This window comes from Paracoccus marinus, from assembly GCF_007018965.1.
GTDB lineage: Bacteria > Pseudomonadota > Alphaproteobacteria > Rhodobacterales > Rhodobacteraceae > Paracoccus > Paracoccus marinus.
Genome location: NZ_VJYZ01000037.1, coordinates 1 through 21,268, shown reverse-complemented (window position 1 = coordinate 21,268; position 21,268 = coordinate 1). Strand labels below are relative to the sequence as shown.

The window sequence follows — 21,268 nt, the reverse complement described above, 5'->3', positions numbered from 1 at the left end:
GGTCAGCCCCTATGGAAACCGGCAAAGCCCGCCACGGGCAAGGGACGGCCCGATCCGGCTGCCATTTCGCCCTCGATGGTGCGGATGCGGCTCAGCAGATCGGCGGCCGAGCCGTATTCAAGGGTCTTTCCATCATAGCTGACCCGCAGGGTGCCCGAGGCATAGGCCCGGCGCAGCGCGTCAAGTTCACTCTCGGTCCAGGCCATCAGAACCAGCTTCCTCTTTGTCTCTTGCCCAGCCAGCCCGACGGGCGGGGCGGCGGCGGTTTCAACGGTTGACGATGCGGTTGCCCGGCCGGGCGCGCATCACTCGTGCCGGGCATGAGCTGCGCGCGCAGATCGTCCCATTTGGCGCCGTCCCAGCGATCCACGCCCATCAGCCAGGCGCAGGCGCGGGCATAGACCCGGCAGTCCAGCGCCTCGTTGCGGTCGCGGGTCTGCTGCCATTCCAGCTTCTGGAAGCCCTGGCGGGTCTTGATGGTCATCAACTGCTCGGCGGTCAGCTGCTTGGTCCATTCCGCCGTGGTCCCTTTCGGGATGTGGACGAAGCCGGCCGGCCAGCCGCTGCCGTCGGCGATGTCCTCGTCGGTGGGCGCGGCGAGGCGTAGCAGGCGATAGGTCTCGGATTTGAACACCGCGCCGGCGACCTTCCACAGCCGCACCCCGCGGCGAAACTTGCGCCCGCCCTCGGTCACATCGACATAGCTCGGGCCGTCCACCGGGGTGGAGCGGTCAAAGCCGCCGACGCCCTTGATCGCGATTACCTGGCCGTGGCCCATCTTGCGGCACCAGCCATAGACCGCATCGGTGGTCGCGCCGTCGCCGGTGTCGATCGCCAGCCGCGCCAACGCCATGCGCGCGCCGCCGGCATGGGGCCAGGTCTCGGCCAGAAACCCGGTCAGATCGTCCCAGACCTCCTCGCGGGCCGTGTCGCCTTCCAGCACCACATGATCGACCAGCCAGGATTCAAGGTTCTCGCCCCAGCCCCAGACGTCGATCTCGATCCGGTCGCGCTGCACATCCGCGCCGGCCGTCAGGATCAGCGCGCGCTGCGGCACCTCCCCCAGATGCCAATCCTCGCGCCGCTCATAAAGGCGCTGCCAGTCCGGGGCCTCGCCGCGTTCCTGCCAGGTCTCACCCAGCACCGTGTTCTTCAGCGTCTTCAGCGCGGACTCGTTACCGACCGCCTGCTCCCAATCCTGCGCGATCTTCGACCAGCTGAGCCAGCCCAGCGGCGAATAGAGGCCGCTGATGTGATATCCAACGATCCCCGCCGCCCGCGCCCGCTCCAGCATCTCCGGCTCGGCGGTGGGCAGCCATGTCGCGCCTTTCGCCTCGTCCATCATCTCGGTCTTGTGGCGCTCGGCGATGGGCTGATCGCAGTGTTCGCAGACATAACGCGTGGTTTCCGGCCGGCCCGACTGCCAGCGCAGGCGTTCGAACTTCAGCCATTGCAGGCCGCCGCAATGCGGGCAGGGGACATGGTATCGCTGCTGATCCGACAGCTCGTATTCCCGCTCGATGCGCGAGAGGCCCTTCACGGTCGGGGTCGAGGCCAGAAACAGCTTGCTCCGATGCCCGAAGCTGATCGTGCGCGCCTCGGCCAGCGCGATGGGATCGCCCTCGCCATCGAGATCGCCCGGATAGGCGTCCACCTCGTCCAGAAACACCCAGCGCGCCGGCATCGAGCGCAGGCCCACGGCGCTGTTCGCGCCGGTCAGGATCAACTGCCCACCGGGAAACCGCTTGCCGAGAATGGTATTGCCGCTGTCCTTCGATCGCGACGGCATCACCAGCGCCCGCAGCTCCGGGCTTTCCTCGATCAGCGGGTCGATCCGCTGCTGCGACAGGCGTTTTGCCAGATCGACGGTCGGCTGGACCGCCAGAAACGGCCCCGGCGCGCGGTGGATGCAGAAGCCGACCCAGTTGTTGCCGCCTTCGGTCGCGCCCACCTGCGCGGCCTTCTGGAATACCACCCGTCGCGCCGGGCTGGCCGGCGACAGCGCATCCATGATCGCCCGCATGAAGGGCGTGCGGGCGGTGCGATAGGGGCCGGCCTCGCTTGCTGCGCGCGAGGACAGGATCCGGTGCCGATCCGCCCATTGGCTGACCGTCAGCGCCGGGTCCGGCGCCAGACCAGCCAGCCAGGCATTGCGGATATCCTCGGCGCCCTCGAAATCAGCCAGCGCCACGGATCGTCTCCCCTCGCGCCTGCCGGATCGCGCAGAGAACGGCCCCGGCGCCTTCCGCATCCGCATCCCGTTGCTCGCGGGCTTTCCTCGCTCTGATCCGCGCCATTGTCCTGTCGATCAGCAGGCCGAACGCCTGCCGGCGCCGCGCCTCGGCGCGCCATTCATCGTAAGTCAATCTTCACCTCCGCAAGATCGGCCAGGTGCTGGCGCAAATAATTGTCCAGAACCTGCTCCATCCGATGGACATCGACGCCCAGATCGGCGGCCATGTTGGCGGCCACCCGGGCCGGCCAGTTCTGCCAGGCGTCGCGTTCGCGCCGGGCCAGATCGAAGACCATGGTGGTGGTGCGCGCCCGGTCGACCAGCTCGCCCTTCATCCTGGCGAGCTTGACCTTGGCGGTTTGCGCCTTCAGCACCTCATTGGCCATCCGCGCGCGCAGGAACGACACTTCGCCGCCCGTGCCGGGATCGGGATCGGCGCCGGCCTCGCGCAGGGTCTCGCCCACCGACTCGATGGCGGCGCGCGGCACCGGCCTGGTCGCGGCGCTGGCGCGGGCGGTGCCGGCCGCCGTGGCGGTCCCCAGCGCCCGCGCATGAGCGCCGCGCTGCTTGGCCGGGTCGGTCTGCGCGTCCCATTGCCGGTCGGCCGTCACCGGATCGATGCTGCCATCCGGCTCGAGACTGATGCGCCCCGAGGAGATTGCCTTGCCCACCGCCGTGTGGCTGACGCCGCGATGCGCCGCATATTGACGGCGCGACATGCCCATTCCGCGTGACCCTTCCGGCTTGCGCCCAAGCATCTGGGCAGATTACATAAAGCAATGATATTGCTGCGATTATGCTACACTTCCGGCCTGTGGTGAGCGATTCTGATGGCACGAAAACGATGCAGTTCAGACGCCGGAGAGCACCCCATGACCATGGCCATCACCACCACCCGCGCCGAGAAAGCCCACCGCAACAGCGGCGCCGCGCTCACCGCTTTCCTTGGCAAGAAGACCGAGATCGACACCATGCTCGCCCGCCTCGCCGCGCTGAGCGACGATCATTTCAACGCCAGCCCCGACGCGGTGAACTGGGGCCATGTCGGCACGCTGGAGCATTATGCCAGCCTTCTGCGCCAGATCACCGACAGCGCTTTTGGCGAAGGGGAGCATGCGCGATGATCCCGCTTTCCGAAACCCAGAGCCTGATCCTCAGCCGTGCCGCCGCGCGCCCCGGCAATCTGGCGCTTCCCTTGCCCGACAGCCTGCGCGGTGGTGCCGCCGCCAAGGTGGTGGAGGCGCTGCTTGCCAAGGGCCTCGTCGAGGAGGTCGAGGCCAATATTCGCCGCAGCGAGCCGCTCTGGCGCGAGACCGGCGATGGTCATGGCACCACGCTGCTTGCCACCGAGGCCGGGCTGGCCGCCGTCGGCATCGAGCCGCTGGTGGCGGGCGCCATCGCCGGGGCAAGGCGCGGGCGGATGGAGCGGGAAGCGGCCGCTGCGGTTGCTCCCGAGGCCCAAAGGCCCGCGACCACCCGCGCCGGCACCAAACAGGCGGCGTTGATCGCGCTGCTGCAGCGACCCGAGGGCGCGAGTGTTGCAGAGGCGGCGGCCGCCCTTTCGTGGCAACCCCACACTGTGCGCGGCGCCATTTCCGGGGCCCTGAAAAAGCGGCTCGGGCTGACCATTGCCGCAGAGAGAATCGACGGACGCGGGACCGTTTACCGCATCGCCACGGAGGGCTGAGCCATGATTTCCTTCAATTGCCTGCCGGAGCACGAGACCTTGGGCGAATTCGCCCGGCGCGAATGCGTTGAGAGCATCGACATCCGGTTCTGCCGCAACGATGCGGAAGCGGGCGCCGATGAGGCATTCATCGCCACCTGCGCACCGGCGGAGGCCGAGTTCGCCACCATTTATGGCATCACCGATCTGGGCGAGGCCCGCGCCATCCATGATGTCGATCTCGACGCAGCAGGGGCCGATGAACTGGCAGCCGCCTGCCGGGCGCTGTTCGTGGCGATTCTTGCCGCGCGGCGCGATCCGCCTGACGCCGCCCCGCGCCATCAGGCGGAACAGGACGCCATCAGTGCCCTGAGCTCGCCCATGGACTGACACAGGCCATCGTCTGTCATATGGTCGCAAACCGGATGCGGGTCGGGGGAATGCGCCGATCCTCTTCGCACTGCCTGTTGGCGGATCGCCTCGAACAGCCGCCGCAGGGCGAAGGAGCGGATCAGCGATACGCCGGTGAAGATGGCGCCGATGGCGAGATGCTGTGCCGGTGCGGCGTGAAACCCGAACAGCGGAAACACCAGCGCCTGCACTGTAACCGCGACCCAGAAGCCGACGGCAACGTTGGCGATAGCCTCGACCATCGACATCGCGCGCGACTGTTTCATGCCGCCAGCGCCTTGCGCGTCGCAGTCTCTGCCTCGAAGCTCGCGCCGGTCTCTGCATGGGTGGCGGTCTCGCCCGTCATCAGCTGCCAGCGCCGCACCGCGACGTCGCAATAGGCCGGGTCCAGTTCCATCCCGAAACAGATGCGCCCGAGGTTCGTCGCCGCGATCAGTTGCGACCCGGAGCCGGTGAACGGCTCATAGAGCAGATCGCCCGGATCGCTCCAGGCGGCGATCATCTCCTCGGCAAGCCTGACCGGGAACACCGCCGGATGCGCGCCGCCGGCAATAGCGCCCTTGTGGCGCATCACCCGGATCACGCTGTCGGGGATGCGGTGGCTTTGGATCGCGTTGCCGGCGCCGTGCTTGGCGCTCACCGTGCCATCGGCCGCGCGCAACCCGCCGCCGCCCAGCACCTCGCCGGCATGCTTGCTCTCCACCGTCTTGTTAGGCCGCCGTGGCACCCGATTGAAATGGAAGACGAACTCATGCGCCGGGGCATAGCGCCCGTTCCAGTCGCCGGGCAGGCCGGGCCCCTGATCCCAGACATACCAGCCGAAGCGGCGCCAGCCCTGCGTCCGCATCCACTGGATCCATGCGTCCCAATATGGAATCCATTCGCTGTCGCGATGCACCAGCCCGAGATTGACCAGCAGCTGCGCATCCTCGCTCACCGGCGCCGCCGCGAACACGCCCTGCATCAGCCGGTCCCAATCGCTGACCTTCTCCTTCGCCGCGCCGTAATCGCGCTGCTGGCCATAAGGCGGCGAGGTGAAGAGGAGCGTGGCGCGCTGCCCGTCCATCAGCCGCGCGACCGCCGCCGCATCCGTGCTGTCGCCGCACAACAGCCGGTGATCGCCAAGGATCCAGATATCGCCGGGGCGAGTGACAGGATCCTCTGGCAGGTCAGGGATGCCGTCCTCTTCTTCTTCCGGAACGGCGCCGAAACCCGATGCCTCGGCGTCTCCGAGCAGATCGGCCAGCTCGTCATCCGAGAATCCGACCAGATCGAGGTCGAAATCCAGCCCCTGCAGCGCTGTCAGCTCGGATCGCAACAGTTCCTCATCCCAACCCGCGTTCTCGGCGATGCGGTTGTCGGCAATGACCAGCGCCCGCCGCTGAACCGCGCTCAGATGCGCCAGCCGGATCACCGGCACCTCGGCCAGCCCGAGGCGCTGCGCGGCCATCAGCCGCCCGTGACCGGCGATGATCACGCTGTCCTCACCGATCAGGATCGGGTTGGTGAAGCCGAACTCTGCAATCGAGGCGGCGATCTGGGCGATCTGATCCGGCGAATGGGTGCGGGCATTGCGGGCGTAGGGGGTCAGGTTGTCGACCGCGATCAGCTCAACCTGCATCACAGTTCGAAATCCGGCTCGAGGGCGCCCATCGCCTTCAAACGGTCCATGATCGGCTTCATGTCCGCGGTAACCTTCTTCCAGTCCGTCGCAGCGAACTCTTGCGCCCATTGTGACGCATCCCATTCGGGAAACGTCACCCCGCCGATCTGCTCTGCCGGCATCATCATCCTGGTTTGCATCACGCGGCCTCACCCATCGGCCAGCAGCTGAGCTGCGAGAGTTCTGAGCGCATACGCTGCAGCCAGGGGCACCACGCCGTTGCCACAGAGGCGAAGCCGGTCCACCCGGTGGGCCAGCCCATCAGCGCCTCGACGAATAGCGGGTTCAATGTCCGGGGCGTGTCGCAGAAAGTCTCGCCAGCCATCGGTGTCACAAGGACCTGGCGGCCAAGCAGGCCATTGACCGGCGTGTTCGCCAGGCTCGTCGCCCCGTCCTTGTGGTCGCGTGCCGTCGGCGTCATCCACAGGGCGCCCGCGTGGGTCAGATCGGCCGCCCGGCGGTTGCCGGCGCTCGGTTTGCATCCATCCGTCGCCATCGGCGTGGGCCAGAGGCGCAGCATTTCCGTCCGGTTGCCGCCGCTCGAGCGGATCCCGGAGCAGGCGCGCGGGGTCGGCCAGCTCGTCCCCCTCGCGGATGGCGAGGATGAACAGCCGCTCGCGCCGATGGGGCGCACCGACTTCCGCCGCCGTGAAGAGGCCTGCCGCAAGCCTGTAGCCCAAGCCGACCAGTCCTGCGGCGACTTCGGGGAAGCCGAGGCGGAGATGATGGGCGACATTTTCGAGGAAGACGAAGGGCGGCTCAACCTCGTCGATGATGCGGGCGACATGGGGCCAGAGGTGGCGGGGATCGTCGGCGCCCCGGCGCTTGCCCGCCACGCTGAACGGCTGGCACGGATATCCGGCAGTGACGATATCCACCGCGCCGCGCCATGGGCGGCCGTCGAAGCTGGCAATGTCGTCCCAGAGAGGCGCGTGATCCAGGGCCGCGTCTTCCATCCGCGCCACGATAATGGACGCGGCGAAGGCGTCCCGCTCGACGTAACCCACAGTTCGATATCGGGGGCAGGCAATGGCAAGCCCGATATCGAGGCCACCGGCACCAGCACAGAGGGACAGGCCGAAGAGGCAGGCGCTACCGGCGCCGGCAGGCAGGCCGGCGGAAGATACAACCAGGTCATGCATGGCCTCACGCGGCGGTCCTGCGCTTGCGCGCGGGTTTCGGCTGGGGATCGGGGTCGCTGGCGGGCGCGGTGGGCGCGACGGGATTGGTGCCCGACCGCTCCCCGGCAACCTCCGCAAAAGACCGTCCATCGCCCTCCAGCACCGCTGCGCCGCCGGTGAGGTTCTGCCAACGCTCCACGGCGACATCGACATAGGCCGGGTTCAGCTCGATGCCGAGGCAGGTGCGGCCGGTGGTCTCGGCGGCGATCATGGTGGTGCCGGAACCCATGAAGGGTTCATAGATCGCCTGACCGGGGCTGGAGTTGTTCAGGAGGGGGCGGCGCATGCATTCGACAGGCTTTTGCGTGCCGTGCACGGTCTCGGCATCCTGATCGCGGCTGGTGATGTGCCAGAGCGTGGTCTGCTTGCGGTCGCCGGCCCAATGGCCCTTGCCCCTGGCGCGAACGGCATACCAGCAAGGCTCGTGCTGCCAATGATAATCGCCGCGGCTGAGGATCAGCCGGTCCTTGGCCCAGATGATCTGCGAGCGGATATTGAAGCCGCTGGCGATCAGGCTGTCGGCGACCGTGGTCGCGTGCAGGGCGCCATGCCAGACATAGGCCACATCGCCCGGAAACAGCGCCCATGCCTCGCGCCAGTCGGCGCGGTCGTCGTTGAGCACCTTACCGGTGCGCTTCGTCGCGGAGGCCCCGGCCTGATTGCGCCAGGAGGGGTCGTATTCGACGCCATAGGGCGGATCGGTGACCATCAGGAGCGGCGTGACCCCGGCCAGCACCCGCTCGACATCCGTCGCCACGGTGCTGTCGCCGCAGAGCAGCCGGTGGGGCCCGAGGATCCACAGATCGCCGGGGCGCGAGACCGGCTCGGCCGGCGGCTCGGGGATGTCATCCTCGCCATCGATGGCGCCGGCCGTCTCCGGTGCCTCGATTTCCGCGAGCAATTCGCCGAGTTCGACATCCGAGAAGCCGACCAGATCGATGTCGAACCCGTCCGCGCGGATCAGTTCGATCTGTTCGAGCAGGATCACGGTGTCCCAGCCAGCGTTCAACGCGATCTTGTTGTCCGCGACAACCAGCGCCCGGCGCTGCGCTGCGTTCAGGTGCGCCAGCACGATCACCGGCACCTCGGAAAGCCCCAGCCGCTGTGCCGCCATCAGCCTCCCGTGGCCGGCGATGATCACGCCGTCCTCGCCGATCAGGATCGGGTTGGTGAAGCCGAATTCCGTGATCGAGGCGGCGATCTGGGCAACCTGATCGTCCGAATGCGTGCGGGCATTGCGCGCATAGGGCACCAGCTGCCCGGTCGGCATCATCTCGATCTGCAAAGGGCGAACTCCAAAAGAAAAGACCCGCTGCGACAGGGCAGGCGGGTCCAAAGTGACGGACAGGCGAATGTCCGAGGGACGGCGGAGGGGGCGGCAACCGTGGCAACCCAAAGTGGCAACCGACGGGTGGAAACCCAGAAAAATCCTTTGACGCTAGAGGACTAGCGCGCGCATGCCCCCCGCATAGCGTTGCCGCTGCGGAGGAACCATGGCCGGGGGGAGGCGGCCGCAGGGCGGCTTTCGCCCCGATCTTGGGATGAATATGGCCCGTATCGCCGGCTTTTGTCGCGCCCTAAGTTCGACCCTTTCGCGCCTTTACGGCGGCCCCTTCGCGCCCTCGTCGCCCCGCTTTGCGCCTCCCTCATCCCCGGTGGCTTTGACGCTGTGCGGGCGACGGCTGGTTTTCCGCTGTTTATTCAACCGGTTGGCAATAGTTACCAGCGCCGCCGTCCAGCGCCGCCAGGCGGTCGAACGCACGCAGCCCACCGTGCGGCAAATCTGCTTCCAGCGGTGGCCCTCGGCCCGCATCCAGACGATGCGACGGTTGTCGATTACCGCCTGCTCGGACTCGCCGCCGATCAGTGCTAGCCATTCCAGCGCCTCCTCCATGCGCTGGATCTCGCGAGGGTTCGGAATCACCCGCATCCGCGCCTCCTCGTAGCCATAGGCATGCCTGGCCTCGTGGACGTAATCCGGCCAGGAGCGGCCATAGCCGCGCGCGCCGGAGCCGGGCGGGTTCGGCAGACGCTTCAGGGTCAGCGCGGCTTCCTCGAAGCGGTCCTCGATCTCGCGGGGGGTGATCATCGGCGCTCCTTTCGGGTGGGGACGGGGACACCGCGCAGCGACAGCCGCTCGGCGCTGGTCAGCCCGGCCTCCAGCAAGGCCAGCGCGACGCTGTTGCTGATGGCGCTGGCGGGCAGATAGCGATCCGCGTTCACCCAGTCGGCATAGAAGCGCAGCTGCGGGTTGGCCGGGGCGCTGTCTTTCTCTGCGCCTTGCGGCCTTGCCGGCTGGCGCAGGCGCTGCCGATGGGCCGCCCGCACCGCGTCGGTGAAATAGCCCCAGGTCCGGATCGGGCTGATGCGGATGCTGGGCGTGCGCGCCCGGATCACCGGCAGGATGTCGGCCTCGAGGTCGATGCCCTCCCGCAACCAGCCCTCGATCACCTCGGCGGTTTTGATGATCTCGGCGCGTGAGGCGGGGCAGAGGCCGGGGCCGGCGACGGCCAGGCATCGGGTCTGCGGGTCGGAGTTATCCACAGCCGCATCTTTGGCTGGGGGCGTAGTAGTATCTTTATAAGGATGGTTCGGGTGAATCTGGTTCACGGGGTCATGTGAACCAGATTCACGGGTTACCCGTGCATCAGATTCACGGGGTGAACGTGGTTCACGGGTCGAGGGCAGGTTATCCACAGCCTCGATCACGATGGAATATTCCACCGTGAAGCCGTGTTTGCAGTCGCGCTGGCCGGTCTCGGTGATCAGCCCGTCGCGGATCAGCTCCTGGATCGCCAGCTGCACGGCGCGTCGCGACAGTTCGAGATCGCGGGCGATATTGGCCTTCGAGGTCCAGATGCCGCTGCCGTCATCGGCGGCCTTGTCGGCCATGTAGCCGAGCACCGATTTGCGCGTCGCCGAGCCGACGAGGCGGCGCTGCACCGAGGCCGAGATCAGATTGCTCATCGCCGGCCTCCCTCGAGGATTTCCTCGATCGACCGGGTCTCGAAGGCGGTGGGCGCGATGAAGCGCAGCACCGCCTCCCAGTCCACGGCCGCAACCAGCGCCCAGATCAGCAGCCCGGCGAGAAGCAGGAGCATGATCAGCATCAGCGCGAAGACGATGGCCCATGCGATGGGCCGGCGGCCGTCATCACTGCCGCCGCTCATCGCGCCGCCCTCCCGCGACCGGCGGTCTTGCGGGTCTCCTGCTCCAGCAGCCAGTCGCGCACCGCACCGCGCCGATAGAGCACCTTGCGCCCAATGCGGATGCAGGGCGGGCCGATGCGGCGGGTCTCCCAGCGCTTCAGCGTGTCGGCGCTGATGCCGATGATGCCGGCCAGTTCCTTGCGCGGCATCCAGTCATCCAGCAGCCCTTCATGGGCGATTGCGCCGGTCTCGGCGGTGATCATGGTCTGATCGGTCATCATCCGGTCCTTTCCCCGTGGTTGTGGGGCAAGCGAGAGCACAGGCGGAGGACCGGCGGCGCGGCGCGGACCGGCGCCGGAAGCGCCGGATGTGCGCCGGTCCCATGTTTCATGGGGTTTGCGGGCATTCCGTGGGGCAGGGGGGAACGTCGTCCGCACCGGCATGCCGGCCTCCAAGAGACGGGTCGGCGGTGGTGCGCCCAAGCGCCTAATCAACCCATGCGTGCGGACCTGTCAGAGGCATTGGCCTGAAAGGCACGCCTTTCAGAAAAGCCAACAATTCAGGAAATACACGATGGCTCTGCCAAACCGCGTGATCTACACGCTGCCCGAAGCCGCTGCCCGCTGGAGCTGCCATATTGCCGATATCGCCGAATGGGCCATGTCCGGTCAGTTGGATATCACCATCGCGATCCCGCCCACGCGTTTTGGGGCCGAGATCATCTCGGACCTGGTGGTGATTGCGCCGGGCGATATTCTGGCGATGTTTCGCCGCTCCGGCACCGGCCCGCGCGAAGGGGTGATCCGCCGCGTCCGCATGCCGGGCGGCGGCGAGTGGAAACACATCCCGCTGCCCGATGCCGGGCTGCGGGTCACCCGCGACGACCTGTTGATTCAGGCCGGCACGCTGGCGCGTTTCGAGGAGGAGCACGGGGTGTTTCGCCGGGTCAACTCCAACCCGACCAAGAGCTATGATTGGGAAGGCTTTTATGGAGCCCTGATTCTGCGCATCTTCCAGAACGGCCTGCCCGAGAAACAGGGCGATCTCGTGGGCGAGATGCTGGACTGGTTCATTGCCAACAGCACGGATGGTGATGCGCCTGACGAAAGCACAGTCCGCAAGCGGGTCAGCCCGATCCTGCGGATGCTGCACGCGGAGGCGTGACCTCCTCGGCCGAGGGTGCGGAATGCACGAGCCTCGGCCGTATCCGCATCATGTCGGCCACTGCATCGACGCCGGCGCGCAGCGGCGAATCCATCAGATGCGCATAGCGCATGGTGGTGCTGGATTGCGAATGGCCCAGCAGCTTGCCGATCATCTCCAGCGAGGCCCCGCCGCTGACCAGCAGCGAGGCGAAGGTGTGGCGCAGATCGTGAACCCGCACCCCGGGCAACCCGGCCTGATCCTGAATGCTCTTCCAGAAGCGGCGAATCTCCTGCACCGGCTGGTCCTTGCCCTCGACATCGCCCGGAAACAACCAGTTGCAACCGACCGGCACGGCGGAAAGCCGCGTGCGCACCAAGGCCGCCGTCTCGGCCGAGATCGGGACGCGGTGAATGCGGCGCTGCTTGGTATTGGCGGCGGGCTTCACCCATGTGTTGCGCTCCAGATCGAAATGCTCGAAGCGCGACGTCCGGACCTCGCCCAACCGCGCCCCGGTCAGCATGCACATGCGGATGATGCTGGCGCCGCGCTGGTCCTCGGCCCCGCCCAGCGCCTCGCTGAGCCGGGCGATCTCCTCCATGTCGAGGAACCGCTCGCGCTCGGTCTCGACGCGGCGGCGGAAACCGACCGCCGGATTGTCGGGGCGCATCCGCCATGCGATGGCAAGGTTGAAGACCCGGCGCAGCATCTCACCGGCGCGATTGGCCCGCACCGGCGTGGGCCTTGGCGGCCTCAGCGGGGTGCGGCGCTTGGTCTTGGGTTTCTTCTTGGCCGGGCGCGAACGCCCCTCGGCAATCAGGTTCAGCACCTTCTCGACATCCGCCGGCTCGATCTCAGCCACCAGCCGGTGCTTCCAATGCGGCATGATCAGCTTGTGCAGCATGGATGCCTGATCGGCGGCATTGCGCGGCGCCAGATGCGCGGCATGTTCGCGCAGGTATCGCTCGACCAGGTCGGGAAAGCGCGGCGCCTCGCGGATTTCCTCACGCTCGGCCAGCGGATCCAGCCCGCCATCGACATCGCGGCGCAGCGCCTTGGCGCGCTCGCGCGCGGCGGTGACGTTCCATTCCGGCCAGCGCCCGATGGTCAGCCGCCGCTGCCGCCCGGCCGCGCGGTAGTCGAACATGAAGCTGCGCCCGCCGGATGGATAGATGCAGATCGACAGCCCCAGCACATCGCTGTCGAAAATCTGCCATGCCTTCGACCGCGGCTCAGCCGCCCGGACCAGTTTTTCCGTCAGTCTTTCTCTGTTTCGCAATGCCCTGCACTCCGTTTTCCGCTCCGACACAGGCGTAGAAGCGCCGGCTTATCAACGAGATGATTCGCAGACCGGAAGACAGGCGCGGACCGGCGCCGGAAGGGCACAATCCGCGCCGGTCGGGTGGAAGGGGGGCATCGGGGGGCGGAGGACGGGAGGGAATCGGTCAGTTGCATATGGATTCAACCGCAACGGGCGGCTAGGTTCTGTTTCAGGCCCTCGAGCGCCTGATGATAAAAAGAAAACCTTGTTCCGGGACAGGCGGTACTGATGCAGTTGCGTGATTTGTTGGATTCCTACCGCCAGGCTGCCCGGTCCGAGCGCGAGAAGGGCGATTACTTTGAGCGGGTCGTTCGCGTTTATCTGGAAAACGACGATGCGCAAAAGCAATACTATTCCGCCGTTGTGCCTTTTGCCCAATGGGCGAAGGAACAGGGCTGGAGCAAGGCCGACACCGGCATCGACCTGGTGGCGACGCTGGCCGATGGCTCGGGTTATGCTGCGATCCAGTGCAAATTCTATGCGCCCAATCACACGATTCAGAAGCCCGATATCGACAGCTTCATCTCGGCCGCCTCCAATGATCTGTTTACGCGGCTGATCATTGCCGACACCACGCAGAAGGAATTCGGCAAGAACGCCAGCGGGACGCTCGACAAGCTGTCGAAAGACTGGAACCGCATCAGCATCAGCGAGCTGGAGGCCAGCCGCATCGACTGGTCGCAGTTCCTGCGCACCGGCACCGTCAGCCTCGCCCCGAAGAAACAGCTGCGTCCGCACCAGCGCGATGCCCTGAAGGCCGTGACCGAGGGGCTGGCGGAAGCCGATCGCGGCAAGCTGATCATGGCTTGCGGCACTGGCAAGACCTTCACCGGGCTGCGGATCGCCGAAGCCCTGGCGGGTCCGGGCAAGCGGGTGCTGTTCATGGTGCCATCATTGGCGCTGATGTCGCAGACCGTGCGCGAATGGAGCAATGACCGCCAGCAGGAGTTCACCGCGTTTTCGGCCTGCTCCGATGTGAGGATCGGGCGCAATGCCGATGCCGACAGCCTCGATCTGAACGTCCATGATCTGGCCTTCCCGGCGACGACCGATCCGCAGAGGCTCGCGCAGCAGGTTGCCGCTGCGCCGCCCAACCGCATGACCGTGGTGTTCTCGACCTATCACTCGATCGACGTGCTGACCCGCGCACAGAAAAACCATGGCCTGCCGGAATTCGATCTGGTGATCTGCGACGAAGCGCATCGCACCACCGGCGTCACGCTGAAGGACGAAGACGACAGCACCTTCGTGCGCATCCACAGCAACGACCATGTGGCGGCGAAAAAGCGCCTCTACATGACCGCGACGCCGCGCATCTTCGGCGATGCCGCCCGGCGCAAGGCGGATGACCACGATGCCGAACTGGCCTCGATGGATGACGAGGACAAGTTCGGCAAGGATCTGTTCCACCGGGGCTTTGGCTGGGCGGTCGAGAACAACCTGCTGACCGATTACAAGGTCGTGGTGCTTGCGGTCGACGAAGGGCTGATCTCGACCACCATCCAGAACCGCCTCAAGGACGGGCCGGAGCTGACTCTCGATGACGCGACGAAGATCATCGGCTGCTATAAGGCGCTGACCAAAGCTGACCTGGTCGAAGACCTGGCCTTCGATCCGCGTCCGATGCGCCGCGCGCTGGCCTTCTGCCAGACCATCGCCAAGTCGAAGATCATCGAGGATGAGTTCACCAAGGTCGTCGATGAATATACCGGCAGCGAACTGATTGACGATGCCCGCCACCTGACGACCGAGGTCCGCCATATCGACGGCACCTTCAACGCCACCGCCCGCGATGAGATGCTGAACTGGCTCAAGGCCGATGCGGGCGAGGATACCTGCCGCATCCTGACCAATGCCCGCGTGCTGTCTGAGGGCGTGGACGTGCCCGCGCTGGACGCGATCATGTTCATGCACCCGCGCAAAAGCCAGATCGACGTGGTGCAATCGGTCGGCCGCGTCATGCGCCGGGCTGAGGGCAAGAAGATGGGCTATGTCATCCTGCCCGTCGCCATCCCGCCCGACACCACCCCCGAAGAGGCGCTGAAGGACAATGAACGCTATCAGGTCGTCTGGCAGATCCTGAACGCCTTGCGCGCCCATGACGAACGCCTCGACGCCCGCATCAACCAGGCCAAGCTGGGCGAGGATATCAGCGACAAGGTCGAGCTGGTGCGCATCTCGTCCGAATCCGAGCTGCGCGAGCTGACCGCCGTGGTCGACGACATCAACATCAACAAGACCCGCGCGGAAAAAGCCGGTGCCAATATCGGCCAGGAAGGCCGCGACCCAACCATCACCGATCTCGGCCCCGAACAGGGCAGTTTCGTCTTTGACGAGTTCACCCGGGCCATCATGGCGAAGATCGTCGAAAAATGCGGCACCCGCGATTACTGGGACAGCTGGGCCAAGGACATCGCCAAGATCGCCCAGGCCCATATCACCCGCATCACCGCCATCACCGCCAAGCCCGGCCCGGAACAGACCGCCTTCCGCGCCTTCCTGGATGAGCTGCACGACGACCTGAACCCCGAAATCTCCGAGGCCGACGCGATCGAGATGCTGGCCCAGCACCTGATCACCAAGCCGGTCTTTGATGCGCTGTTCAAGGACAGCAAGTTCACCGAAGCTAACCCCGTCTCCCGCGCCATGGAGACGGTGCTCGGCCAGCTGCACGAACACAACCTCGCCAAGGAAGCGGAAAGCCTGGACAAGTTCTATGCCAGCGTCGCTCGCCGGGCCCAGGGCATCAAGACCGCCCATGGTCGCCAGGCCCTGATCACCGAGCTTTACGACCGCTTTTTCCGCAACGCCTTCCCGCGCCTGACCCAGCGCCTCGGCATCGTCTATACCCCGGTCGAGGTGGTGGATTTCATCATCCACTCGGTGAACGACGTGCTGAAGGCGCAGTTCGGCCAGACGCTGGGCTCAAAGGGCGTGCATATCCTCGACCCTTTCACCGGCACCGGCACCTTCATCACCCGGTTGCTGCAATCGGGCCTGATCGCGCCTGATGAGCTTGAGCACAAATACAAGCACGAGATTCACGCCAATGAAATCGTGCTGCTGGCCTATTACATCGCCGCCGTGAACATCGAGACCGTCTATCACGAACTGAGCCAAGGTGGGCTGAAGGCCGATGCGCCCTATCACCCCTTCACCGGCATCCTGCTGACAGACACCTTCCAGATGTATGAGCAGGAGCGCGATATGGTCGCCAACCTCCTGCCCGACAACTCGGAACGCCGCGCCAAGCAGAAGGCGCTGGATATCCGGGTGGTCATGGGCAACCCGCCGTATTCTGGTGGGCAGGAAAGTGCAAATGATGATGCCGCCAATATCGAATATTCTCAACTGGATAAGGCGATACGAAGCAGCTACGCTGTATCGTCCTCCGCAAAACTTATGAACCAACTTTACAACAGCTACATCAGAGCATTCCGTTGGGCGTCAGATCGAATTGGGGATTCAGGGGTTATGGCCTTTGTAGCGGGTAGTGCTTGGATTGAGCGCGGCTACGCGGACGGAATGCGAAAATGCCTCGCCGAAGAATTTAGCGATCTATATATCTTTCACTTGAGAGGCGATGTCCGAAAGAACATGCTGTCGAAGGGCGCTGCGCGCGAGGGTGAAAATGTCTTCGCGTCTGGAAGTATGACAGGCATTGCAATCGCCGTTTTGGTCAAGAACCCTAAGCGCGACGATGGCGGGAATATTCACTTCCACGACATTGGCCCTGATTTTACCACCAAGGAAAAACGCGCTATTATTAGAGATTTGGGTTCCATTGACGGTATCGCTCAAACGCATGGCTGGATCAGCATAACGCCCGATGAACGGAACGACTGGCTGGATCAAGTTGACGGCAGTTTTGATCAATTCATCGAAATTGGCTCACGTTCCTCCGAAACCATAAAGGTGTTTGAAGCCCTGACAAACGGCGTTTCAACAGCAAGGGACATGTGGGTTTACGGCTCCTCCCGTGAGAAACTTTACGTGATTGTTCAGCAAACTATGAACGCTTTCAATTCAGAACTAGACAGGTGTGATGCACTCAAAGATGTAGACCGTGATCCCAAACGCATAAAATGGTCCGCCGATCTGGAGAGGGCATTTGAACGTGGCGCTCGGCTAACGTTCAAAGCCGATAAGACACGGCACGCGATGTATCGGCCATTTGAAAAAACGAATTTATACTATGACAGTCAAGTCATTGAACGGGCTGGGGGGTTCGCCGCTATTCCTGATGGAACGCCGATAATTTGCTTATCGGGCAAGGGTGCTAGAAGCGGGTTTTCTGCACTTTGCGTCAACGCAATGCCCAACTATGACTTGATCGAAAAGAGCAAGTGCTTCCCCCTCTATCTCTACGAAGACACCCAACCCGATGACGGATTCTTCGCCGCATCGGGCGCTCAGGCCAGTGGTCTCACCCGCCGCGATGCCATCACCGACGAAGGACTCGCGCATTTTCAAGCCGCCTATCCGGGCGAAGAGATCAGCAAGGAAGACCTGTTCTATTACATCTACGGCCTGCTGCATTCGCCCGACTACCGCGAGCGGTTCAAGAACAACCTCGCCAAGCAACTGCCCCGCATCCCGGCGGTGAAGGACTTTGCCGACTTCGCCGCCTTCCGCGACGCCGGCCGCGCCCTCGGCCACCTGCATGTGAACTTCGAAAGCGTTGAACCCTACATGGTCACCTTCAAGGAAGGCGACCACCGCCTGATCCCCGAGGCGCAGGCCGACCCCGTGAAGTTCTACCGCGTGAAAAAGATGATGCTCGGCGGCAAGGGCAAGACCAAGGACCGCACCACCGTCATCTACAACGACCGCATCACCATGCAGAACATCCCCCTCGAGGCTTGGGACTACGTCGTGAACGGCAAACCCGCCCTCGACTGGGTGATGGAGCGCCAGGTGGTCAAAACCGACCCAGCCAGCGGCATCACCAACGACGCCAACGACTACGCCAACGAGACCGTCGGCAACCCCCGCTACCCCCTGGAGCTGTTCCAGCGCGTCATCACTGTGAGCCTCGAGACGATGAAGATCGTGAATGGGCTGCCCGAGCTGGAGATTGATTGACACGATGGAACTGGCTCACCAACACCCTCCAAGCCTTGAAACCCTGATTGCTCATGCTGCGACCCCCAAAGGGATAGCCACAGCGCTGCGAAAACCGAGCGGAAGCCGGTTTTACCGCTGCGCCTTTCAAGTGAACCCTTATGAGTATGGTCAGCGCCATGCAAAGGACACAGGATTTTCGTCAGAGAGCGACTACAACGACGCGATGGCCAAAGCCTGCCGCGATAGCGGCGTTCAGATCGTCGCGATTACTGATCACTTTCGCTATGATGGATCGGTGTCGTTGGCCAAGCGTCTTCAAGCCGACGGCATCACGGTTTTTCCGGGCTTTGAGGCTAACTCGTCTGAGGGTGTGCATATCCTTTGTTTATTCCCGCCCGAGACCACCGCTTCTGAGATGAACACGCTGATTGGCGCATGCGACGTTCGCGACCCCAAGGCGGAATCTCCAATATCGAACAAAACATGCGAGCAGTTGATGCGGCTCGTCCAGGAGCGCGGCGGCATTACAATATCTGCGCATGTCACCTTGGCCGCCGGCATGCTTAAGACGCTTAGCGGTGCTTCCCGCATAAACGCATGGAAATCCGATCATCATTTGGCAGCGGCGATACCGGGTCCGATCAAGGATGTCCCGAACGGGCTTAATCAGATATGCGAAAACAAGAACGCCGACTATCGGCGCAGCCGACCCATCGCATTCGTAAACGCTGCTGATGTTACAAAGCCTGAGGATTTCGCGAAGGATAGCGCGACATGTCTTGTAAAGATGACGGACATATCCATTGAAGGCTTGAAGCAGGCGTTCCTCGATGCGGAGGGGCGCATTTTGCTCAACTCGGACGGAGTTCCCGCCGACTACACAAGAATAGTTGCCTTGTCTTGGGATCGCGGTTTGCTGTCAGAGCAATCAGTCGCCCTGAACGCTGGCTTGAACGTTCTGATCGGTGGTCGCGGCGCGGGAAAATCCACTATTGTCGAGAGTATCCGTTACGCATTCGGACTGGAACCAAAAGGCAAGGATGCATCGGCCACGCACAAAGCGATGATGAAGGAGCTGATGGGGCAAAAAGCCAGTGTCGCTGTCCTTTTGTATTCTCCAAGACCCTCGCCTGGCTACTATCTAGTCGAACGTGTCTATGGGCAGGACGCGCGCGTGAAAGATCAGAGCGGGGATATTATTCAAGACCTCAAGCCGATGGACCTAGTTCCGGGACTTGAGGTCTATGGGCAGCACGAAATCTCAGAGCTGACGCGAGATAGAGCCAAGCTCGCGGAGATATTGAAGCGGTTTGTCGGTGACGATGATCACGTGAATGTTGAGATGGATAGCCTGCGCTCGCGCCTTAGAGAGTCGCGCGGTGGCATTGCGGACAAGCGTCGAAAGATCGAGGAGTTGGACGAAGCTTTAGCCGCGTTGCCCGGCCTTCGCGAGAAACTCAGGAGGTTCCAAGCAACAAACCTCAAAGAACACGCCGAGGAAAAGACCGCAGTTCAAGCCGAAGCTCGATTGATTGAGAAAGTTTCCGATATTTTAACGGAGCTTGAGGGCCAGTCAAAGAGATTACGACCGTCGCGAGACGGGACAGAATCCGTTCTGCCGAATGAAGTCGATCAAAAGCTCCCTCATCGCTCGACCTTAGAGCCACTCCAAAAGATCGTTCAGGACATAGACTTCGCCCTACGCTCGGCATCAGATGCCTTGGCCTCAGCTCACAAGGCCGCTGAGGTGGAGCTCGCAGCTATCAGAAGCAATTGGGAGCCGTTGCGGGACACGGCGAACAAGCGTTTTGAAGACCTTAAGGCCAAACTGGCGGAGGAAGGGCATAACCCCGACGAATATGTCAGTCTCGATGATCAGGTTGCGCGCCTAGAGCCTAAGCAGGCTGAAAAGCAGGGCCTTGAAGATGAACTGGCATCGCTGCGCCGAACAAGGCAGGGGATCATAGATCAATGGGAAAAGGCTGATACCCGCGCCTACACCGAGCTAGAGAAGGCGGCGAAACGCGTTTCTAAGAAACTGACGGGCACTGTCAAAGCCATTATTCAGCCGAGTTCAACAATAGAGCCGCTGCGGGAGGTCTTCCGCAAGCACGTTGATGGTAACATTAGTCAGGCGTTTGGCAAGCTTGAGGAGGTCCAGGCGCTATCTTTGTCGAAGCTTGCAGAGCGAATCCGTGACGGGGCCGACGCCCTGATGACCGAATATGGTTTCACAGAGGCCAGCGCAAAAAAGATCGCCGATGCTGGTGAGACCCTCGCCCTAGAAGTGGAAGAGTGTCGGATCCCACCTGAAGCGCTGATCGAACTGAATGTTGGGCGCGAAGGAAGCGACAACTGGAAGAGGCTCGAAAACCTGTCGGCTGGGCAAAAGGCCACGGCGGTTCTCTTGCTGCTATTATTGGATGCCGAAGCTCCTTTAATCATCGACCAGCCGGAAGATGACTTGGACAACCAGTTCATCGCTGGCCGGGTGGTTCCGATCATGCGCACCGGCAAGAAGCGAAGACAGTTTATCTTCTCCAGCCACAACCCGAACATACCGGTGCTTGGCGATGCCGATCAGATCATAGGACTGACGCCAACAGTTGAGGACGCCGGTGACCGGACCAAGATTTTCGATGAGGACTGCGGCTCGATTGATAAGGCGTCGGTTCAACAACTCATCAAGGATTTACTAGAGGGTGGCGAGCAGGCATTCACAACACGTCGAACAAAGTACGGTTTCTAGAGATCGGAGCGTTAGGTCACCCGAGGGCTTCGGTTTCGACTCAACACCAACTCAACAGGTGAACGCTCTTTGAGCAGCTTTCCCGCACGGTGGAACCCGATGAAAGTCGGCCAATGCTGGAATTAAGATTCGCGTTAACAGGAGGTTGTGGTGTAAGCGCTTGATTTCAAAAGAATTGTGTAATATCAATAACATAGCCTCATAACCTGAAGGTCGCAGGTTCAAATCCTGCCCCCGCAACCAAATTCTATCGCACTAATAAACTATTACACCCCGCCTCACCGCGGGGTTTTCGCATGTCCAAATTCCACATCAACACCGTAAGCGCGAGGTCGTTGCCCTATGCGGCGATGCTTGACGGCTGGTTGAAGCGCCAGGGCATGAGGTCCTCGGTAAGCGCGAGGTCGTTGCCCTATGCGGCGATGCTTGACGGCTGGTTGAAGCGCCAGGGCATGAGGTCCTCGATGGCGCTTTTCGGGTGGCCGTCGAGGATCGCGCGAAGGGTGTCGGCGATGTAGTCGACCGGGTTCACGCCGGACATCTTGCAGGTTGCGACCAGCGAGGCGAGCATGGCCCAGTTCTCTGCGCCAACCTCGTTACCGGCGAAGAGTGGACTTGCCCGGCTTTTGTGGAGAGCGTTTAGCTCACTTCGCGGGCCTTTCGCTCGAAGGCGATGGGGCTCTGG

19 protein-coding genes are annotated in these 21,268 nt (G+C 63.4%); 6 read left to right on the top strand and 13 right to left on the bottom strand.

Annotated features, from left to right (window positions below; translation table 11 throughout):
- Positions 1-2 precede the first annotated feature (2 nt).
- The 3 genes from FNF32_RS15080 to FNF32_RS15070 form a co-directional block, all read right to left on the bottom strand.
- Complete coding sequence (locus FNF32_RS15080; RefSeq protein WP_036707016.1) at positions 3-206, bottom strand: phage head-tail joining protein; 204 nt, start codon at positions 204-206, stop codon at positions 3-5.
- Positions 206-2,191 (bottom strand): phage terminase large subunit family protein, encoded by a 1,986-nt coding sequence (locus FNF32_RS15075; protein ID WP_246087883.1) that lies wholly within the window; start codon positions 2,189-2,191, stop codon positions 206-208. Before FNF32_RS15075 ends, FNF32_RS15080 begins: the two co-directional genes overlap by 1 nt.
- 161 nt (positions 2,192-2,352) lie before the next feature.
- Positions 2,353-2,958 (bottom strand): elements of external origin, encoded by a 606-nt coding sequence (locus tag FNF32_RS15070; protein WP_085376813.1) that lies wholly within the window; start codon positions 2,956-2,958, stop codon positions 2,353-2,355.
- Positions 2,959-3,105: 147 nt separating this feature from the next.
- On the opposite strand from FNF32_RS15070, the gene FNF32_RS15065 reads away from it, so the two are divergent.
- From FNF32_RS15065 to FNF32_RS15055, 3 genes are read left to right on the top strand one after another with little or no spacing between them, the layout of a single operon-like run.
- Positions 3,106-3,357 (top strand): hypothetical protein, encoded by a 252-nt coding sequence (locus tag FNF32_RS15065; RefSeq protein WP_143796722.1) that lies wholly within the window; start codon positions 3,106-3,108, stop codon positions 3,355-3,357.
- Complete coding sequence (locus tag FNF32_RS15060; RefSeq protein WP_085376811.1) at positions 3,354-3,920, top strand: DUF3489 domain-containing protein; 567 nt, start codon at positions 3,354-3,356, stop codon at positions 3,918-3,920. Before FNF32_RS15065 ends, FNF32_RS15060 begins: the two co-directional genes overlap by 4 nt.
- A 3-nt stretch (positions 3,921-3,923) precedes the next feature.
- Complete coding sequence (locus tag FNF32_RS15055; RefSeq protein WP_085376810.1) at positions 3,924-4,289, top strand: hypothetical protein; 366 nt, start codon at positions 3,924-3,926, stop codon at positions 4,287-4,289.
- On the opposite strand, the gene FNF32_RS15825 is transcribed toward FNF32_RS15055, so the two are convergent.
- The 8 genes from FNF32_RS15825 to FNF32_RS15020 all read right to left on the bottom strand — a co-directional run bounded on the left by FNF32_RS15825 (position 4,241) and on the right by FNF32_RS15020 (position 10,581).
- Entirely contained in the window at positions 4,241-4,576 is a 336-nt protein-coding gene (locus FNF32_RS15825) for a DUF7220 family protein (RefSeq protein WP_338045739.1), read from the bottom strand. The genes FNF32_RS15055 and FNF32_RS15825 overlap by 49 nt on opposite strands.
- The gene (locus tag FNF32_RS15045) at positions 4,573-6,042 is read right to left on the bottom strand and encodes a site-specific DNA-methyltransferase (RefSeq protein ID WP_425467916.1); all 1,470 of its coding nucleotides are present in this window, start codon (positions 6,040-6,042) and stop codon (positions 4,573-4,575) included. The genes FNF32_RS15825 and FNF32_RS15045 overlap by 4 nt, the downstream gene beginning before the upstream one ends.
- An 80-nt stretch (positions 6,043-6,122) precedes the next feature.
- A complete protein-coding gene (locus tag FNF32_RS15040; RefSeq protein WP_143796721.1) occupies positions 6,123-7,115 on the bottom strand; it encodes a DNA cytosine methyltransferase in 993 nt (330 codons plus the stop codon).
- Positions 7,116-7,119: 4 nt separating this feature from the next.
- Complete coding sequence (locus tag FNF32_RS15035) at positions 7,120-8,427, bottom strand: site-specific DNA-methyltransferase (RefSeq protein WP_143796733.1); 1,308 nt, start codon at positions 8,425-8,427, stop codon at positions 7,120-7,122.
- Positions 8,428-8,754: 327 nt separating this feature from the next.
- Complete coding sequence (locus FNF32_RS15030; protein ID WP_185961991.1) at positions 8,755-9,243, bottom strand: DUF6362 family protein; 489 nt, start codon at positions 9,241-9,243, stop codon at positions 8,755-8,757.
- Positions 9,240-10,121, bottom strand: a complete 882-nt coding sequence (locus FNF32_RS15025) for a helix-turn-helix domain-containing protein (RefSeq protein ID WP_185961990.1) — start codon at positions 10,119-10,121, stop codon at positions 9,240-9,242. The genes FNF32_RS15030 and FNF32_RS15025 overlap by 4 nt, the downstream gene beginning before the upstream one ends.
- Positions 10,118-10,324: a hypothetical protein gene (locus FNF32_RS15385; RefSeq protein ID WP_185961989.1), complete on the bottom strand. Its 207-nt coding sequence runs from the start codon at positions 10,322-10,324 to the stop codon at positions 10,118-10,120. The genes FNF32_RS15025 and FNF32_RS15385 overlap by 4 nt, the downstream gene beginning before the upstream one ends.
- The gene (locus FNF32_RS15020) at positions 10,321-10,581 is read right to left on the bottom strand and encodes a helix-turn-helix transcriptional regulator (protein ID WP_246087882.1); all 261 of its coding nucleotides are present in this window, start codon (positions 10,579-10,581) and stop codon (positions 10,321-10,323) included. Before FNF32_RS15020 ends, FNF32_RS15385 begins: the two co-directional genes overlap by 4 nt.
- A 313-nt stretch (positions 10,582-10,894) precedes the next feature.
- Between FNF32_RS15020 and FNF32_RS15015 the strand changes: the two genes are divergently transcribed.
- Entirely contained in the window at positions 10,895-11,467 is a 573-nt protein-coding gene (locus FNF32_RS15015) for a hypothetical protein (protein WP_143796719.1), read from the top strand.
- On the opposite strand, the gene FNF32_RS15010 is transcribed toward FNF32_RS15015, so the two are convergent.
- Positions 11,430-12,725 (bottom strand): tyrosine-type recombinase/integrase, encoded by a 1,296-nt coding sequence (locus FNF32_RS15010; protein ID WP_143796731.1) that lies wholly within the window; start codon positions 12,723-12,725, stop codon positions 11,430-11,432. The genes FNF32_RS15015 and FNF32_RS15010 overlap by 38 nt on opposite strands.
- A gap of 270 nt (positions 12,726-12,995) precedes the next feature.
- Between FNF32_RS15010 and FNF32_RS15005 the strand changes: the two genes are divergently transcribed.
- Positions 12,996-17,852, top strand: a complete 4,857-nt coding sequence (locus FNF32_RS15005; RefSeq protein ID WP_143796718.1) for a DEAD/DEAH box helicase — start codon at positions 12,996-12,998, stop codon at positions 17,850-17,852.
- A gap of 4 nt (positions 17,853-17,856) precedes the next feature.
- Positions 17,857-20,583: a TrlF family AAA-like ATPase gene (locus tag FNF32_RS15000; protein ID WP_185961987.1), complete on the top strand. Its 2,727-nt coding sequence runs from the start codon at positions 17,857-17,859 to the stop codon at positions 20,581-20,583.
- 412 nt (positions 20,584-20,995) lie between these two features.
- Here FNF32_RS15000 and FNF32_RS14995 read toward each other — a convergent pair whose 3' ends face one another.
- Positions 20,996-21,154, bottom strand: coding sequence for a transposase domain-containing protein (locus FNF32_RS14995; protein ID WP_246087881.1), 159 nt, complete (start codon positions 21,152-21,154; stop codon positions 20,996-20,998).
- Between the last annotated feature and the right edge of the window lie 114 nt (positions 21,155-21,268).

Excerpts from the sequence above, each read along its gene's own strand:
- FNF32_RS15005 (WP_143796718.1), top strand. The coding sequence starts at position 12,996 with ATGCAGTTGCGTGATTTGTTGGATTCCTACCGCCAGGCTGCCCGGTCC.
- FNF32_RS15080 (WP_036707016.1), bottom strand. The coding sequence starts at position 206 with ATGGCCTGGACCGAGAGTGAACTTGACGCGCTGCGCCGGGCCTATGCC.
- FNF32_RS15035 (WP_143796733.1), bottom strand. The coding sequence starts at position 8,427 with ATGATGCCGACCGGGCAGCTGGTGCCCTATGCGCGCAATGCCCGCACG.
- FNF32_RS15045 (WP_425467916.1), bottom strand. The coding sequence starts at position 6,042 with ATGGGCGCAAGAGTTCGCTGCGACGGACTGGAAGAAGGTTACCGCGGA.
- FNF32_RS15030 (WP_185961991.1), bottom strand. The coding sequence starts at position 9,243 with ATGATCACCCCCCGCGAGATCGAGGACCGCTTCGAGGAAGCCGCGCTG.
- FNF32_RS15070 (WP_085376813.1), bottom strand. The coding sequence starts at position 2,958 with ATGGGCATGTCGCGCCGTCAATATGCGGCGCATCGCGGCGTCAGCCAC.
- FNF32_RS15055 (WP_085376810.1), top strand. The coding sequence starts at position 3,924 with ATGATTTCCTTCAATTGCCTGCCGGAGCACGAGACCTTGGGCGAATTC.
- FNF32_RS15065 (WP_143796722.1), top strand. The coding sequence starts at position 3,106 with ATGACCATGGCCATCACCACCACCCGCGCCGAGAAAGCCCACCGCAAC.
- FNF32_RS15025 (WP_185961990.1), bottom strand. The coding sequence starts at position 10,121 with ATGAGCAATCTGATCTCGGCCTCGGTGCAGCGCCGCCTCGTCGGCTCG.
- FNF32_RS15825 (WP_338045739.1), bottom strand. The coding sequence starts at position 4,576 with ATGAAACAGTCGCGCGCGATGTCGATGGTCGAGGCTATCGCCAACGTT.
- FNF32_RS15385 (WP_185961989.1), bottom strand. The coding sequence starts at position 10,324 with ATGAGCGGCGGCAGTGATGACGGCCGCCGGCCCATCGCATGGGCCATC.
- FNF32_RS14995 (WP_246087881.1), bottom strand. The coding sequence starts at position 21,154 with ATGCTCGCCTCGCTGGTCGCAACCTGCAAGATGTCCGGCGTGAACCCG.
- FNF32_RS15060 (WP_085376811.1), top strand. The coding sequence starts at position 3,354 with ATGATCCCGCTTTCCGAAACCCAGAGCCTGATCCTCAGCCGTGCCGCC.
- FNF32_RS15040 (WP_143796721.1), bottom strand. The coding sequence starts at position 7,115 with ATGCATGACCTGGTTGTATCTTCCGCCGGCCTGCCTGCCGGCGCCGGT.
- FNF32_RS15020 (WP_246087882.1), bottom strand. The coding sequence starts at position 10,581 with ATGACCGATCAGACCATGATCACCGCCGAGACCGGCGCAATCGCCCAT.
- FNF32_RS15000 (WP_185961987.1), top strand. The coding sequence starts at position 17,857 with ATGGAACTGGCTCACCAACACCCTCCAAGCCTTGAAACCCTGATTGCT.